The sequence below is a fragment of the Paenibacillus luteus genome, from assembly GCF_006542765.1.
Lineage (GTDB): Bacteria > Bacillota > Bacilli > Paenibacillales > Paenibacillaceae > Pristimantibacillus > Pristimantibacillus luteus.
This window is the reverse complement of record NZ_SKCD01000026.1, coordinates 1-16,342: the sequence shown is the minus strand read 5'-3', so window position 1 is coordinate 16,342 and position 16,342 is coordinate 1. Positions and strand designations below refer to the sequence as shown.

Annotated in this window: 12 protein-coding genes; all 12 read left to right on the top strand. The window is 47.4% G+C overall.

The genetic code is table 11. The features are described 5' to 3' along the window. Positions 1–190 precede the first annotated feature (190 nt). Positions 191–1,015 carry a transporter substrate-binding domain-containing protein gene (locus tag E0496_RS20260; RefSeq protein ID WP_141503650.1) on the top strand — a complete coding sequence of 275 codons (825 nt, stop codon included), beginning with the start codon at positions 191–193 and terminating at the stop codon, positions 1,013–1,015. Between the two features lie 22 nt (positions 1,016–1,037). Further along, positions 1,038–1,688, top strand: a complete 651-nt coding sequence (locus tag E0496_RS20255) for an amino acid ABC transporter permease (protein WP_139993283.1) — start codon at positions 1,038–1,040, stop codon at positions 1,686–1,688. Further along, positions 1,688–2,410: an amino acid ABC transporter ATP-binding protein gene (locus E0496_RS20250; RefSeq protein WP_141503649.1), complete on the top strand. Its 723-nt coding sequence runs from the start codon at positions 1,688–1,690 to the stop codon at positions 2,408–2,410. Before E0496_RS20255 ends, E0496_RS20250 begins: the two co-directional genes overlap by 1 nt. Before the next feature lie 108 nt (positions 2,411–2,518). Next, the gene (locus E0496_RS20245; RefSeq protein WP_141503648.1) at positions 2,519–3,727 is read left to right on the top strand and encodes an ornithine--oxo-acid transaminase; all 1,209 of its coding nucleotides are present in this window, start codon (positions 2,519–2,521) and stop codon (positions 3,725–3,727) included. A gap of 60 nt (positions 3,728–3,787) precedes the next feature. After that, on the top strand, positions 3,788–4,729 hold the full coding sequence (gene rocF / locus E0496_RS20240) for an arginase (RefSeq protein ID WP_241674910.1): 942 nt from the start codon (positions 3,788–3,790) through the stop codon (positions 4,727–4,729). Positions 4,730–4,756: 27 nt separating this feature from the next. Beyond that, positions 4,757–5,671, top strand: a complete 915-nt coding sequence (locus E0496_RS20235; protein WP_141503647.1) for a proline dehydrogenase family protein — start codon at positions 4,757–4,759, stop codon at positions 5,669–5,671. Between the two features lie 13 nt (positions 5,672–5,684). Then, positions 5,685–7,250 carry an L-glutamate gamma-semialdehyde dehydrogenase gene (pruA, locus tag E0496_RS20230; protein WP_141503646.1) on the top strand — a complete coding sequence of 522 codons (1,566 nt, stop codon included), beginning with the start codon at positions 5,685–5,687 and terminating at the stop codon, positions 7,248–7,250. A gap of 422 nt (positions 7,251–7,672) precedes the next feature. Next, positions 7,673–12,325, top strand: coding sequence for a M20/M25/M40 family metallo-hydrolase (locus E0496_RS20225; protein WP_141503645.1), 4,653 nt, complete (start codon positions 7,673–7,675; stop codon positions 12,323–12,325). 104 nt (positions 12,326–12,429) lie between these two features. Continuing rightward, the gene (locus E0496_RS20220) at positions 12,430–14,139 is read left to right on the top strand and encodes a methyl-accepting chemotaxis protein (RefSeq protein ID WP_161601501.1); all 1,710 of its coding nucleotides are present in this window, start codon (positions 12,430–12,432) and stop codon (positions 14,137–14,139) included. A gap of 213 nt (positions 14,140–14,352) precedes the next feature. Beyond that, positions 14,353–15,339 (top strand): arsenic resistance protein, encoded by a 987-nt coding sequence (locus tag E0496_RS20215; protein ID WP_141503643.1) that lies wholly within the window; start codon positions 14,353–14,355, stop codon positions 15,337–15,339. Between the two features lie 95 nt (positions 15,340–15,434). After that, positions 15,435–15,572 (top strand): hypothetical protein, encoded by a 138-nt coding sequence (locus E0496_RS35655; protein ID WP_161601500.1) that lies wholly within the window; start codon positions 15,435–15,437, stop codon positions 15,570–15,572. 62 nt (positions 15,573–15,634) lie between these two features. Continuing rightward, positions 15,635–15,835 (top strand): hypothetical protein, encoded by a 201-nt coding sequence (locus tag E0496_RS20210; protein ID WP_141503642.1) that lies wholly within the window; start codon positions 15,635–15,637, stop codon positions 15,833–15,835. Positions 15,836–16,342: the final 507 nt, after the last annotated feature.

Below are 16,342 nucleotides of genomic sequence, written 5' to 3'. Positions count from 1 at the left end.
TGACCTAATATGTAATGAAACATGACTGAATCAAGCTTGTGTTAACGAAAGTTAAAAAAAACATTGTACATAGTAAATTACGATGTTATAATTACTAACATCAATTATGTATATTGTATACAGATTTAACTCCGTGTTCATTTCGGGGGCATTTTACACTACATTAGACAAAGAAATGGGAGAGATGAAAATGAAGAAAAAGCTATCCTTACTACTTATTACCGTTATGGTTGTCCTGACTGCATGCGGCCAAAACAAAGACACAAATTCACCATCGAATCCGGCAAACAACGGTGCAACCGATGCGCCGCCCGCGGAGAAAACGACGCTTATTTTGGGAACAAGCGCGGACTATGCTCCGTTTGAGTTCCATAAGACGATTGACGGGAAGGATACGATTGTTGGCCTTGATATCGAAATTGCAAAAGAGATCGCCAAGGATATGAATGCGGAGCTGCAAATTCAAGATATGGACTTTGACGGCTTGCTGCTTGCACTGGACACAGGCAAAGTTAACATGGTTATTTCCGGCTTGACGCCAACAGAGGACCGCAAGAAAAACGTTGATTTCTCTGAGATTTATTATTTGACGGATCAAGGCGTGCTGGTGAAAAAAGAGCAAGCGGATCAATACAAATCGCTAGATGATCTAGTAGGCAAAAAAATCGGTATTCAAAAAGGCTCGATTCAAGAAGGCATTGCTCAGGAAATCGCTGATGCGAAGCTGACGGCGCTTGGTAAAATTCCCGAACTGATTTTAGAACTGAAGAGCGGCCGAGTGGATGCCATCATTCTCGAGAAGCCAGTAGCTGACCAATATGCGGTAGCACAAACGGATATTGCAGTATCAGCTGTGAAGATTGAACAGCCAGAGGAAGAAGCGGGCGTATCCATTGCCGTTAAGAAAGGCGATCAAGAATTGCTGAATAAAATCGATGAGACGATTGCCCGTTTGAAGGCAAGTGGTGAGATTGACCGTTTTGTCGTAGAAGCTAATGAGCTTGTAGGAGAATAAAGAACGGACGGAGTAGTTGGATATGGATTTAAACTTTGGTTCCATGGTGGACTATTGGCCAACATTTCTCCGAGGAGCCTGGGTCACGCTGGAGTTGTCTTTCTTCGGCGTGGCACTAGGCACGATCCTCGGCATCCTATTCGCGTTAATGCGAATTTCGCGTTGGTGGCCTGTTAAATTTCTTGCATCAGCTTATATCGAAATCATACGCGGGACCCCAATGCTGGTACAAATCTTTATTATTCATTACGGTCTAACTGGCTTTGGCATTAATCTGCCGCCGTTTATATCCGGTGTAGTCGCGCTTACGATTAACAGTTCTGCCTATATGGCGGAGGTATTCCGAGCAGGCATTGAAGCGATCGACCGGGGTCAGACCGAGGCTGCGCGTTCCCTGGGGCTTAGCAGATGGATGGCGCTTCGCTACATTGTGCTTCCTCAAGCTTTTCGTAATATGCTTCCCGCCATTGGCAATGAATTCATTATTATCATTAAGGATTCCTCGCTTATCTCTGTTATTGGGATAGCAGAGCTGATGTACAATGCACGCACCGTCCAAAGCATTACCTTTTCACCGATGGAGCCGCTGCTCGTTGCATGCGCATTGTATTTTGTTATGACGTTTACGTTATCCAGGCTGCTTGCAGTGCTGGAGAGGAGGCTGAGAAGCTGATGATACGGGTCAAAGGGCTTCGCAAGTCTTATGGCAAAGTAGAGATTTTGAAAGGAATCGATACGGAGATCCATAAGGGTGAGGTTGTCGTCGTGATTGGTCCGAGCGGCTCGGGCAAAAGCACCTTTCTTCGCTGCTTAAACCGATTGGAACAGCCAACTGAAGGCGGAATTTGGCTCAATGAGCGTGAGATTACGGATAAGCAATCTGAGCTCAACCAAATTCGTCAGGAAATGGGCATGGTGTTTCAGCATTTTAATTTATTTCCTCATATGACCGTGTTAGATAACTTAACTCTCGCCCCGCGCAAATTGAAGAAGATGAGCAAGGAACAAGCGAGAAAAAATGCAATCGAGCTGCTCCGTACGGTCGGGCTGGAGGATAAGGGTGATGCGTACCCTGACCGTCTGTCTGGCGGACAAAAACAGCGCGTTGCAATAGCAAGAGCACTGGCGATGGAGCCAACTGTCATGTTGTTTGATGAACCGACATCAGCGCTGGATCCGGAAATGGTCGGCGAGGTGCTGGATGTGATGAAGAAGCTTGCGCAGAACGGGATGACGATGGTCATCGTAACGCATGAAATGGGCTTTGCCCGTGAGGTGGGTGACAGACTGCTGTTTATGGATGGCGGCTGCATCGTAGAAGAAGGAGTTCCGCTTGCGGTATTTCAAAATCCACAGCATCCGCGAACGCAGGATTTTTTGGCAAAGGTGCTGTAGCAGTAGTGAATAACGAATATAACTCCTGGCATTGGTCGTCCAAACCAGGTTTTTTTACACTAGTATTTGAATATTGTATACAGATTTGAAAGGAGTGAGCTTATTCATATGGCATCAACTAAATCAACTACAGCTGTGATGGAGCAGTCAGACCGTTATGGCGCTCGAAATTATCATCCGCTTCCGATCGTCATCTCGGAGGCTCTCGGCGTATGGGTCAAAGACCCGGAAGGCAATCGTTATATGGATATGTTGAGTGCTTATAGTGCGCTTAATCACGGTCACAGACATCCGAAAATTATCGCAGCTCTCAAGCATCAAGCGGATAAGGTAACACTGACTTCACGAGCTTTCCATAATGATTCACTTGGCGAATTTTACGAGAAGCTGTCTCATTACACGGGCAAAAATATGGTGCTTGCCATGAATACAGGGGCAGAAGCGGTAGAAACGGCAATCAAAGCCGTTCGTCGCTGGGCTTACCGTCAAAAAAAGGTGGAGCCAAACCAAGCGGAAATCATCGTCTGTACAGGTAATTTCCACGGACGGACAATTACCGTAACCTCATTCTCTTCATCCGAAGAGTACAAACAGGATTTTGGGCCGTTTACGCCCGGTTTCAAGCTGGTGCCTTATGGGGACTTAGCTGCGCTTGAGCAAGCGATAACGCCAAACACGGCTGGATTTCTCGTTGAGCCCATTCAGGGGGAAGCAGGCATTGTTATTCCAGAGGACGGTTATTTATCCGGGGCATACGAGCTCTGTAAGCAAAACAATGTTCTCTTTGTTGCCGATGAAATTCAAACTGGCTTTGGCCGAACGGGCAAACGCTTCGCATGCGATTGGGAACAGGTAACGCCTGATGTATATATTATGGGCAAAGCGCTCGGCGGCGGTGTGATGCCGATATCGGCGATTGCTGCAAATGAAGATATTTTGGGCGTTTTTGAGCCTGGTTCGCACGGCTCTACGTTTGGCGGGAATCCGCTTGCTTGTGCGGTTTCCGTCGCTGCGCTGCAGGTGCTGGAGGAAGAAGGTTTGGCGGAGCGCTCGGAAGAGCTTGGACGTTATTTTGCAGCTAAGCTCGCGGAAATCAAAAGTTCAGCGATCAAGGAGATCCGCGGCAGAGGCCTCTTTATCGGAGTGGAGCTGGATACGGCAGCTAGGCCTTATTGTGAGCGATTAATGGCTGAAGGGCTTTTGTGTAAGGAGACGCACGACACGACGATTCGGTTTGCGCCGCCGCTCATCATCAGCAAAGAAGAGATTGACTGGGCTTTGGAGCGCATCGCCGCCGTGTTAAACGACGAGGATTAGCAGCTAGCAGGAATGCGGGAATAACAGCGTAGAGAAAGGGTGTTTGCAATGGTGACCAAAATGACAGCAGCTGACAATAAGGCGGAGAGGACGGATTCCATGGTTAACAAAAAAATACGACTAATAAGCGTGCCGTTTTGGATGGGTGGCAGCCGTGCGGGTTCGGAGCTTGGACCGGAGAGTATTATTCAAGCCGGATTAGCGAGGCAGATCAGAAGCATGGGATTTGATCTGGTCGGCAATTACGAGGTGAACTGCCCGCGGCACGGGGTGTTGGACGCTTCACAGCCAAAAACCAAGTATTTGCCTGAAGTGAAGGAGATGAGCGGGCTTGTAGGCGAGCAGGTGTACCGCGCGGTGCTCGGTGACGCTTTCCCTCTTATCTTGGGCGGTGACCATAGCATTGCGATTGGTTCCTTGGCAGGTCTGACCGGACACTACAATAATTTGGGCGTAATTTGGTTTGATGCGCATGGCGACTTAAATACGGAGGAAACGACGCCTTCGGGCAACATGCACGGAATGCCTTTGGCAGTCGCTATGGGCTTGTCGAAATTCAAGCTGTCGGATATTCCTGGCGCGGGACCTTTGATCAAAAAGGAAAATGTTGTCATTATCGGCGCTCGTGACTTGGACCCCTACGAGAAGGAATTTATTCGCAACGAAGGCATCGCTTGCTTCTCTATGCACGATATCGATCGGCTGGGCATGAAGGCGGTTATGGAGAAGGCGATTGAAATCGTGAGCAACGGGACAGACGGCGTGCATGTAAGTTTCGATATGGATTGTATGGACCCTGCGGAGGCTGCTGGTGTTGGCACGCCGGTACCTGGCGGCATTAGTTACCGCGAAGCGCATTTCGCGCTGGAGCTGCTGGCCGAAACCGGTCTGGTTACCTCGATGGATATCGTAGAGGTGAACCCCCTTCTAGATGTGGGAATGAAAACCTCGCGGCTGGCCGTTGAGATGGCGACCTCCCTGCTCGGCAAGCGCATCATATAAGGAGACTGACGGGGGATAGAGCGGGTTATGGAAAAAATAATGAGAAGCTTCTTTCTGTCGCTGGCCAAAAGCAGGCGAGTCGGGAATTTGGCGCGCAAATACGGCTTGAGGCTGGGGGCGCGCCGATTCGTTGCGGGAGTGGAGATTAGCAGCTCCATCGAGGCGGTAAAGCGGTTGAACAAGCAGGGGAAAATGGCGACGCTTGACCATCTTGGGGAGTTTATAAGCGCGAAAGAAGAAGCGGAGCATTCCGCAGCAATGTGTCTGCAAACGCTGGAAGCGATTGAAGCTGCGGGCGCTGATGCGAATCTATCCTTGAAGCTCACCAGCTTGGGCCTGGATCTCGATCCTGTGCTTTGCGAACGCCAGATGGAAGGGATTTTGGCACTTGCTGGGCAAAACCGTAACTTCGTACGCATCGATATGGAGGATTACGCGCATTGCCAGCCAGCGCTAGATTTGTTCTATAAGCTGCGAGGCTCATATAAAAATGTAGGCATCGTCATACAGGCTTATTTGCGGCGATCCGAGCAGGACGTGAAGCAGCTAGGCTCGCTTAACAGCAATTTGCGGCTCGTGAAGGGCGCCTACAAGGAACCGGAGAAGGTAGCTTTTCCTCTGAAATCAGAGGTTGATCAATCCTTTGTGCAATTGATTCACCAGCATCTCCTTAGCGGCAGCTATACGGCTATTGCGACGCATGACCGCGCCATTATTGAGGAGACAAAGCGCTTTGTTCAAGAGCAAAACATTCCATCCGGGCAGTTTGAATTTCAAATGCTGTATGGCATTTGCGAGGAACTGCAGGATGAGCTTGTGCGCGAAGGATACAGGGTAAGGATCTACGTTCCTTACGGTGAGGATTGGTTTGGCTATTTCATGAGAAGGCTCGCTGAACGGCCGGATAATGTATGGTTTGTTTTAAAAAATATGTGGAAGTAGAGGGGAAATGACAATGAAAGATTTGATGATCAAGCCGTTTGCCAATGAGGCGATGACTAATTTTAACGATGAAGGCAACCGGGCTGCTTTTTTGGAAGCCATAGCTACGGTGCGCTTGGAGCTGGGTAAAGAATATCCTTTGCATATCGGCGGCCATGCGGTCCATACCTCGGACCATATCGTTTCGTTAAACCCTGCGAAGTCAGATGAAATCGTAGGCAAGGTATCGAAAGCAAGCAAAGAGCTCGCAGAGCAGGCGATGAACTCAGCTCTAGCAGCTTTTGAGAGTTGGAAAAGCGTGCCCGTTCGGGAACGGGCAGCCGTGCTTATGAACGCCGCGGAGCTAATGCGGGAACGGAAGCATTATTTTTCAGCGTGGCTGGTTATAGAATCAGGTAAAAATTGGGCTGAAGCTGATGCGGATACGGCGGAAGCGATTGATTTCATGGATTATTACGCGCGCGAAATGGTGAAATTGGCTGAGACGAATAAACATAAGCCGCTGGTTAAGCTTACAGGCGAAGACAATCGGTTGACGTACATTCCGCTTGGCGTGGGCATCGTTATTCCGCCTTGGAATTTTCCGTTAGCGATTTGTGCAGGTATGGCAACTGCCTCTATCGTCGCAGGCAATACCATTATTCTGAAACCGGCTTCTACGACGCCTATCATTGCCTACAAATTCTATGAGCTGATGGTAGAGTCAGGCATGCCAGCTGATGTCATGCAATATTTGCCGGGAAGCGGAGCTGAGATTGGCGATTATTTGACGAGCCACCCGAAAACGAGATTTGTCAGCTTTACGGGTTCTAAGGAGATTGGCCTGCGAATCAATAAATTGGCAGCCGAGCAGGCACCAGGGCAGATTTGGATGAAGCGCGTAGTCGCGGAAATGGGAGGAAAGGACGGGATCGTCGTGGATGAAACAGCTGACATTGAGGCGGCTGCCGATGCCATCGTTGCTTCAGCATTCGGATTTCAAGGCCAGAAGTGTTCCGCAGGCTCCAGAGCCGTCGTTGTGGCAGCTGTCTATGATGAGCTCGTTGAGAAGGTTAGGCAAAAAACAAGCAAGCTTGTGATGGGCTCGCCGGAAGAAGATGCGGCTATTGGGCCCGTCATAGACATCCACTCCTATGAAAAAATTAGGAAGGCCATTGAAAAAGGAAAGGGCGAAGGACGGCTTCTGGTTGGCGGCGGCAAGGGATTAGAAGGCGGGTATTTCATAGAGCCGACTGTATTTGCTGATGTCGAGCCTAGCGATTCATTAATGCAGGAAGAAATATTTGGTCCCGTGCTGGCAATTGCCAAAGCGAACGATTGGCAAGAAGCGATCCGAATCTATAACAATACCGAATTCGGGCTGACCGGCTCGTATTTCTCGTCAGACGAGGAACGTATTACGGCTGCGCTGCAAGACATGCATTGCGGGAATCTGTATATTAACCGGAAATGTACTGGCGCACTGGTTGGCGTACATCCATTCGGAGGTTTCAATATGTCCGGCACTGACTCCAAGGCAGGTGGGCATGACTACATGCTTCTATTTACGCAAGCTAAACTAACATCTATAAAACTGTAATATTTGGTTTGAGGCGGAAGTACGTTAATTGGTGTTAGATAATATAACTATATTTTTGATTTTGAGAGAAATATTAAAATAATATTAAAAAATTATTGTTCATATGAAATATCGATGTTATACTATCTCACGTAGACAGGTATATTGTGTTAAGTATATTGTATACAAATTTTGACGCTTTACCACATACACGACATCGTAGATAAGTCAAAATTGATCAATGCTGCTGCGGAATGGGAGTGATGAGTATAGAGATGTCTAGTTGCCGTTTGACTTCTCTCTGCTAGTTAACTTGATTTGCTAGACAAGAAGTAACGGCTTCACCGACCTCTGCACGAGGAGGTGATCCGTTTCTCGCATAAATATAGCGAAAGTATAGCGAAATGATATGCTTTCCTATATTTTAAAAAAGGAGGAAGACCATGTCTAAGAAGATGATCTCTCAAAAGTTTCTCGCACTCATGCTTTCCTTAATGCTAGTCTTCTCGATCATCGCTCCTGGTGCCGCATATGCGTTAGAGGATAGCCTAGGTGGCGGTGTTACACCGGTAGTGGATACGGAAGAGTCGGCTCCGGATACGACAGAACCGGAAGTCACTTCAGAAGATAGCGAGCCGCTATTCGTATCCGCACTTGCAGAGCCGGAGGTTCCTGTAGGCAAAAGCGCTTATGAGTATCTTAATTATTTGGCTAATACGATCGGTGCTCGCGTTGCGGGTTCGGCGAAAGAGGTTGAAGCCGGAAATTATGTCAAAGGTGAATTTGAAAAATTGGGCTTTGGCGTAACGGTACAGCCGTTCAGCTATACTCGCTCTGGCGCGACCGTGAACTCCAATAACATTGTCGCTACTAAAGTAGGCGTTTCTCCGAAGGTTCTTATCGTAGGCGCGCATTACGACTCGGTTAGCGCAGGCAAGGGTGCTGACGATAACGCTTCTGGCGTTGCTGTTATGCTCGAATCAGCGAAGGCTGTATCACAGCTAGAAACACCGTATACGATTAAATTTATTGCATTCGGTGCAGAGGAAACAGGTACTAGAGGCTCTCAGTATTATGTTTCACAAATGACTGCGGAAGATAAGAAAAACACGATCGCCATGATTAATCTCGACAGCGTGGCTGTCGGCGACTTTATGTACATTTACGGCAGCAGTGGTTCCAAAGGTTTTGTTCGCGATTTAGGTCTTAGCATCGCTGATCGCCTTGATCTTGACCTGATCACTAACCCGGGTAATAATCCTCAATATCCTGCAGGCACAACGGGCGATTGGAGTGATCATGCTGCATTCTCCAAAGCAGGCATCCCATATGCTTACTTGGAAGCAACCAACTGGAACTTGGGAGATAAGGATGGTTATACGCAAACTACAGCTGAGGGAGCGATTTGGCATACCGCCAAAGATACCATCGCTCACATTCAAACGGTATATCCAGGCAGAATTGAGCAGCATTTAAGTACCTTCACTCAAGTGTTGACCGGAATCATGCTTGAAGTCGAGGAGCTTGCTCCCGAGAAGCTTACACTAAGCACGGATAAGGCATCCATTACTGAAAAAAGAACGATTGACGTGGAGTTCCAATTGCCGGCTGGCGTAACCTTGGCCAACTTGCAATGGACTTACGGTGATAAGCCTTTGACGGAATGGAAAAAATGGGGAACTAACGCTTATACAGGCGATCCATTCATCTACTTGGCAGAACCGCCAGTAGTGGTAGGATCTACAGTAAAAGCGAAAATCACATTTGACCTTATTTACAACACAGTCAATTTGTCAGGCACGCACCGCTCCAGATATCCCGCTATGATTGGTACGCGCGATTTTGCTGCACTGGACCAAAACGGACGCATCATTGCGACTGCTCCAATTAAGCTGAATGCTTATGATAGCTATCGTACTTACGATGAAATCAAACCGGAAATTGACAAAATTACAGAAGAAATCAAAGAAGAAACTGGCCGTTATGTAGAGACACAAGTGCTTGGGCAATCGGTCCAAGGCCGAAATATTTACTTTACAATTTTGGCTAAGGATAAAGCATCTGTCGATCAATACTTAAATGAAACGATGCCTGCAATGTTGAATGATCCGAAGGGTCTTCAAGATAAGATTAAGAAGGGCACATTAACGGATTACAAAGTACCCGTATGGCTGAACAACATTCACCCGGATGAAGCGCCTGGCGTTGATGTCATTCTGAACTTCTTTAGAGAAATGGGAACGCAGGATGTTATCTCTTACAACACGAAGGAAGATAGTGCTAATCCAACGCCTGTTTCGCTGAACGTGAATGATGCGCTGGAAAATGCCATTTTCCTCATGAACTTTACGGAAAACCCGGATGGTCGTTATTTGAATACACGAGCGAATGCCAATGCATTTGACTTGAACCGTGATAATTCCTACCAGACTCAACCGGAAACACAAATTGTAACGAAGGAAATCGCGAAATGGTCGCCGCTGTCTTTCCTAGATATGCATGGATTCGTCAGCAGCTTCCTTATCGAACCATGTACGCCTCCACATGATCCGAACTTTGAATATGATCTTCTGATCGGCAGCATGTTGGAGCAAGCGAACGTAATGGGCAGTGCTGGTATCGCAAATACCAAATATACTAGCTATGAAATTCCTTATGAATCACATCAAAACAATAGCGGTCCTAACAAATCAGGCTGGGATGATGCATCCCCTGCTTATACAGCCGTTTACGCTATGCATCACGGAGCGCTAGGACATACGCTGGAAATTCCGGAACTTAATGAAGATTCGGTAAAAGCTTTATTCTTTGCAAGCGTAGCTGCTACCAAATATGTAACAGACAACAAAGAGAAACTATTCTTGAATCAGCTTGAGGTTTACAAGCGTGGAGTAGACAATGTTGACAGCCGTACGGTTGATCAGTATTTGACTAACGCTGCTGATCAAGTGATTGGCAGACCGCGTGGCGAAGAAACGAATTTCTTCCCTGATTATTATGTGCTTCCCGTAGCAAGCGAATTGCAAAAGAATCGTCTTGCAACCTACGAGATGGTTAAATACTTGCTTAGCAATGGCGTGAAGGTGGAGCAGACAACGACGGCTGTAACTATTGGCTCAAACGTCTATCCCGTAGGGACCTATGTGGTCAATATGAAGCAGGCTAAGAGAGGTTATGCTAATCTGGTCTTATATGATGGCTTTGACGTATCGGATTTCTCTGAAATGTATGCGGAAATCGTACAAAGCTTTGCCGATATGAGAGGCTTTGACAAGTATGTTATTCGTCAAGCAGGGGCATTTAAGGGCAAAACGGCTAATGTTACCGGAGTCGTTATTCCAACGACGACAATCCCTGGTGACGCCAATCATTATGTCATTAAAAATACGAGCAATGCTGCAATTAAAGCGGTGAATGAGCTGCTTGTAGCGAAAAAATCGGTAACGATGCTCAGCCAAGGAGCAGCTGGCTATGAGCTGGGAGATTTCCTAGTTTCCAAAACAAATCTAGAGCTGGTTTCTCAAAAATATTTACTGGATGTTGTTCCTTTTAATCCAGCAGCAAGCAACGAAGGCAAGCTTCTAAAGGCCGCTAGCGTTACAGCTACTGGAGTTCCTGCTTTTGTTCTGAAAGACCTTGGCTTCTCCGTTACGACGGATTTGGCAGCTAGTGATGTACTCATTAACACAAGCGGTGCCACAAGTACGAATTTGATTGGCTCAGGCAAGCCGTACGTAGGGTTTGGCAGAGCGGCAATGAATACGATGAAGGGAACCGCGCTTCTACCTGGCTTTAACTTTACAACGACAGGAAGTTCCCACGAAGGGTTGTTCAAGGCAGTAATGGAGCAGGACAGTCCAATTACAGCAGCTTATGAGGATAACGAATATTTGTATACAGCAACGGGCTCTTGGATGAGTGCTATTCCAGAAAAAGCGAAAGTACTCGCAACAGCAAGCACAGACGCTGATTTCTTCAAAGCAGGCTGGTGGCCTAACCATGCACAAGCCCAAGGGAAAACGATTGGCTTCACGTACAAAGAAGGAACGATTAACGTTACTTTGTTCGCGAATGATTTGCTTAACCGAGCACATCCGCAAAAGCAGTTTAGAATTGTAGCAAATGCTATTTTCACTGCTGCTCCAGCGGCTCTGCCGGAAGAAGTTGACGATGGTCCAGTTGTGACGCCAACGCCGACACCGACAACGGATCCAACACCGTCACCAACACCGACGACGGATCCAACACCGTCACCGACACCGACAACGGATCCGACACCGTCACCGACACCAACAACGGATCCAACACCGTCACCAACGACGGATCCAACACCATCACCAACGACGGATCCAACGCCAAAACCAACGACGGATCCAACACCATCACCAACGACGGATCCAACGCCAAAACCAACAACGGATCCAACACCGACTCCTCCTGGCGGAAGTACAGGGCCGGTAACGAATCCGTCGCCAACACCGACGACGTCACCAACGCCAACGGTGAAACCGACACCGACACCGACACCGGTTGTTGTTCCTGAATTTAAGGATCTTGGCACAGTGGAATCGTGGGCAGGAGCTGCGATTGAGGAATTGGCTAGCAAAGGCATTATTTCTGGCGTAAGCACGACGTCGTTCGCACCGCTGAAAGAAGTAACACGTGCAGAGTTTCTAACTATGCTCGTTCGCGCTTACCAATTGGCAGATGAGAATGCCACGGTTTCCTTCAGTGACGTGAAAACGTCCGACTGGTACTACGCTTCAGTAGCTGCTGCTGTAAAAGCAGGCTTGGCTCAAGGCGTAGGGGATGGCAAGTTTGATCCGAACCGCGCAATTACTCGTGAGGAAATGGCCATTATGGCTGCCAATGCATTAAAGCTTATTAACAAAGATGCTGTTGTGGGTGACGTTGACAGTGCCTTGGAGAAATTTGCGGATCAAGATAAAATGGCCGCATATGCCAAGGAAGCCATTGCATTACTGACGCAGCAAGGCGTAATTAACGGCATGACCAACGGCACATATGCGCCTAAGGGCATTGCCAACCGTGCGCAAGCCGCAGTAATCATTAGCAATCTGTTAAAGCAGCAATAATTCATAGCAAGATTAAATAAAGGAACTGCCTCAGGCAGTTCCTTTATTTAAAGCTTTTTCTCCAAGTACATACTGCCCCTTACGGGAACCGAAGGAGAATGGCAATGTTAAAATCAACTGTTTGGGGCAAGCGGAGGCTGACCATTGCCAATAAGATTTATGGCGGATTTTTAATTGCGATTGTCTGCATTCTGCTTTTGTTAGGTTTTATCTTTCATAGTCTCAAAAGCTTGAATGCCTCCTATAATGAAATCATTGACTATAATATGGCTGTTCTTGTGCATATGGAGTCGATCCAGATTAATGCGGTTCAGCTTAATAACAGCTTCAGCAATTATCTGTTGAACAAAAATAAAGAATCGCTCAAAGAGATTGATGCGGCAAGCGCTGATATTGTCGTCCGTGCGCAAGCTGCGCTAGGTATGCTGAATAACACAGAGGACAGCGAAAAGCTGAATGCGCTTCTAGGCTGGAATGCCCAGTATCTTGAAAAAATTGCCGAGCTGAATGGGATGGAGGCAGGCCAAGCCAATTCTTACGCGAACACGCGTATTTTCCCCTTGGCCAAGCTGATTAGGACGAATGCCAATATACTCGCTCAAAAGCAAGAGGAGGCTATGGCGGCAGAGGTGCTAGCTAGCGATCAGCAGGTGAAACGTACGAATGTATTTATGCTGATTGGCAGCATTCTCTTGGTTGCAGCGACTATGCTGCTCGGAACGCTGCTCTCCAGAAATATATCCGTCCCAATCAGGCGGTTGTCACTCTTGGCAGAAACGGTTGCGGGAGGCGATTTGCGAAGCTCGGCGCTTCACATTCGGAATAAGGATGAAATCGGCTCACTAGCAGAATCGTTCATAAGCATGAGGAGCGGCTTGCAAAAGATGATTCAAAAAGTGAGCGAAGCTGCGGGTCAGCTATCCATAAGCTCCGAGGAGTTAAGGGAAGGTGCCAAGCAAACCTCAGCCGCCACTACCTACATCGTAGAATCGATTCAACAGGTTGCCGCTTCGGCGGAAAACCAGCAGCAAGGCACGCAAGCCATTTCAGCATCGATGGACGAAATTGTGAAAGCTATTGGAAGCATTACATCCAACGTAAGCGTCATTTCGGAAACGTCAGGCCAAGCGATAAACATCGTGGATGATGGACATGCCTATATGGAGCACACTAGTCGGGATATGGGAAGCATTGATCAAGTAGTGGATGAAACCTCCCGATTTATGGATGATCTGAGAGAGAGTGTACTTCAAATCGAGAGAATTGTGGGGCTGATTGCTTCGATTTCGAACCAGACTAATTTGCTTGCATTGAACGCGTCAATTGAAGCGGCCAGAGCAGGCGAGCATGGACGTGGGTTTGCGGTTGTCGCTGAAGAGGTAAGGAGCCTCGCCGTTCAGTCGGAGGATGCATCGAAAAAAGTAGCCAGAGCGCTTGGTACGGTCCGTACCAATACGCTTCAGGCAGTCTCCATGATGAATTCAGGCAAGCAGGAGGTAGGGAAAGGAAAACGTTCAGTGCAGGAGACGAGCAGGCAGTTCCAGTTTATACGCAGCTCGGTAGAGGAAGTCGCCCATCAGATTCAGGAAATAACGGCATCCTCTCAGCAAATAGCAGATGGATCTCAAGCAATTGCCATCTCCACCGCAGCAAGTGCCAAGCAGGCACATGAAGCTTCCGCCTTAACGCAAAGCGTGTCAGCGGCAACGGAGGAACAGCTAGCCTACATGGAAGAGATGACAGCGTCAGCAATCGCGCTGCATGCCGTGGCGAGCGATTTGCAAAGCCATATCGGCAGATTCAAGATGGAGTAGCCACCCCCTATCTCGCAAATAAAGAACCTTCTGCTCTGCTTTTATGCGGAGTTGAAGGTTCTTTGCCATTCCATGGAGATATCTGTACGAATCGTGAGCGCTATTGCCTTATACGGTTCCGTTTGGTTAAATGAATATGATTTGTACGCAATCTTAAGACAAGCTGCGTAATTGGAAAATCAATATCCTTGAATAGGAAGTGGAGTCTCCAACGTGAAGTTGAACCGAGATACATTGGAAAATAAACAAATTAGCATCTACGTTGTGACACTTGTCATAGGCGGAGTAATCGGAATGGCATTTCCTCAAAGCGGTACGACTCTTAGTGGCATGATTACGCCTCTGCTTGCGCTATTGCTTTACAGCATGTTTGCGCAGCTCCCTTTTCTGAAGCTGCGAGAGTCGCTCGCTAATCGTCGTTTCGTTGCAGCTGTTCTGGTTGCAAATTTTATAGCCGTTCCCGTCGTAGTATGGGCATTAAGCTTTCTTCTTCCGCAATCGTCACCGATTCTAATCGGGGTATATCTGGTGCTCCTAACGCCATGCATTGATTATGTTATTGTTTTTACGCAGCTCGGACGCGGAAACGGAAAGCTTATGCTGGCGGTTACGCCTTTGCTGCTCGCTGTTCAAATGCTCTTGCTACCCATTTATTTGCGCTTATTTATTGGGGAAGCAGCTGGAGCTATTGTTCAAACGGGACCTTTTCTTGAATCTTTCCTTTTGCTGATTGTTTTGCCTGTGCTTGCTGCGGTCGCCACTCAGCTGTGGGCGGCAAATAGCCATTCGGGCATGTTCGTGCTTTCGGCCACCTCGTGGCTGCCAGTGCCTTTTATGGCTTTGGCACTGCTAATCATCATGGCTTCGCAAATAGCCAAAGTTTATGATGATTTTGAGCTCCTAGTACGTGTGCTTCCGGTTTATCTGATCTTTTTCTTCATCATGCCGCTATTAGCCAGGGCCATAGCCCACTTGTTTCGATTAGATGTTGGAGCGGGGCGCGCACTCGTGTTCAGTTCCAGCACACGCAACTCATTGGTTGTGCTTCCTTTGGCCTTGTCTTTGCCCGGAGACTGGGCGGTTATTGCCTCAGCGGTCATCGTTACCCAAACGATTGTTGAGCTTGGAGCAGAGCTTATCTACATTCGTCTGATTCCCGCTTTATTATATCCAGATGTAAAGGAGCAAGACATTAGCTGACTATTTTTATGGACACTGCGGCATTCGCCCAAACCCGTGAAGGCTCCCTGGCATAGGCTGTTATCATCCCAAGTAACTAAGGAGCTTAGATCCGAATGTCAAAAACAACAACCAAACCGGATATCACTGAACTAACGGCTGATGATATTGCTTTGTGGTCTGCGGTTATTCTCGTGATTGGGGATTTAGTCGGATTGTTTGCCGTGCTGAAAGCAAGGACCGAGAAGGAGTAATTTCCGGGCCAGCGGTCATTGACCATATAAGATAGTCACTTTGAACATAAAGGAGTAGAGAGATGTCGGCTGATAAGCAAATCACGTCGGATGATCTATTTAAGCTCTCCGCCTCGCTTTCGCTCGTGGGTTATAGTCTGGCGCTGCTTGCACTGGAAAAAGCAGACGAGGATGCCGAGGGAGCTACGGAGAGGCAGGAGCGCAAAGGAAAGAAGAAGATGAAAGTTGCAGTACACCGAATGATCAGCAGGTTTAATGGTTAATGTTGAGTTACAACAGGAATGGTTATGGTAAGCCTCCTCATGTTCGTCTGAAGTTTAGCAGTCCTAGAATGAAAAGGAAATGAAATAAAATATTATACAGCTTGTCCCAATTGTAAAAACAACGGCAGCCTTTGACTGGGAAAAAAGTCTCAGGCTGCCGCTGTATGATGAATGAAAGTTTTTGGTTATATAAGATCAACTAATGAGTTTAGACTCAATGGGAATCTGTAAGAAGGATTCCATACGGACACACAGTCGGTTTATGATAGTCTATAGTCCAGCGGCTCCAAATGGACTGGATATGGCTGGGTTTTGAAGAAATAGATCTAATTTTTACACTAGCCTTGCATTAAACCTTACATGAGAATTCAATCTCATTTAATTTACTTAAAATGGAATTTTAGTAGGTTTTTTACTGGATAAACGCAAAAAAACTCCTATTGTAGAGAAAGTAGGCTGGTTACCCACTACTCTACAAAAGGAGAATCCGTGGGTATTAGTATAAAT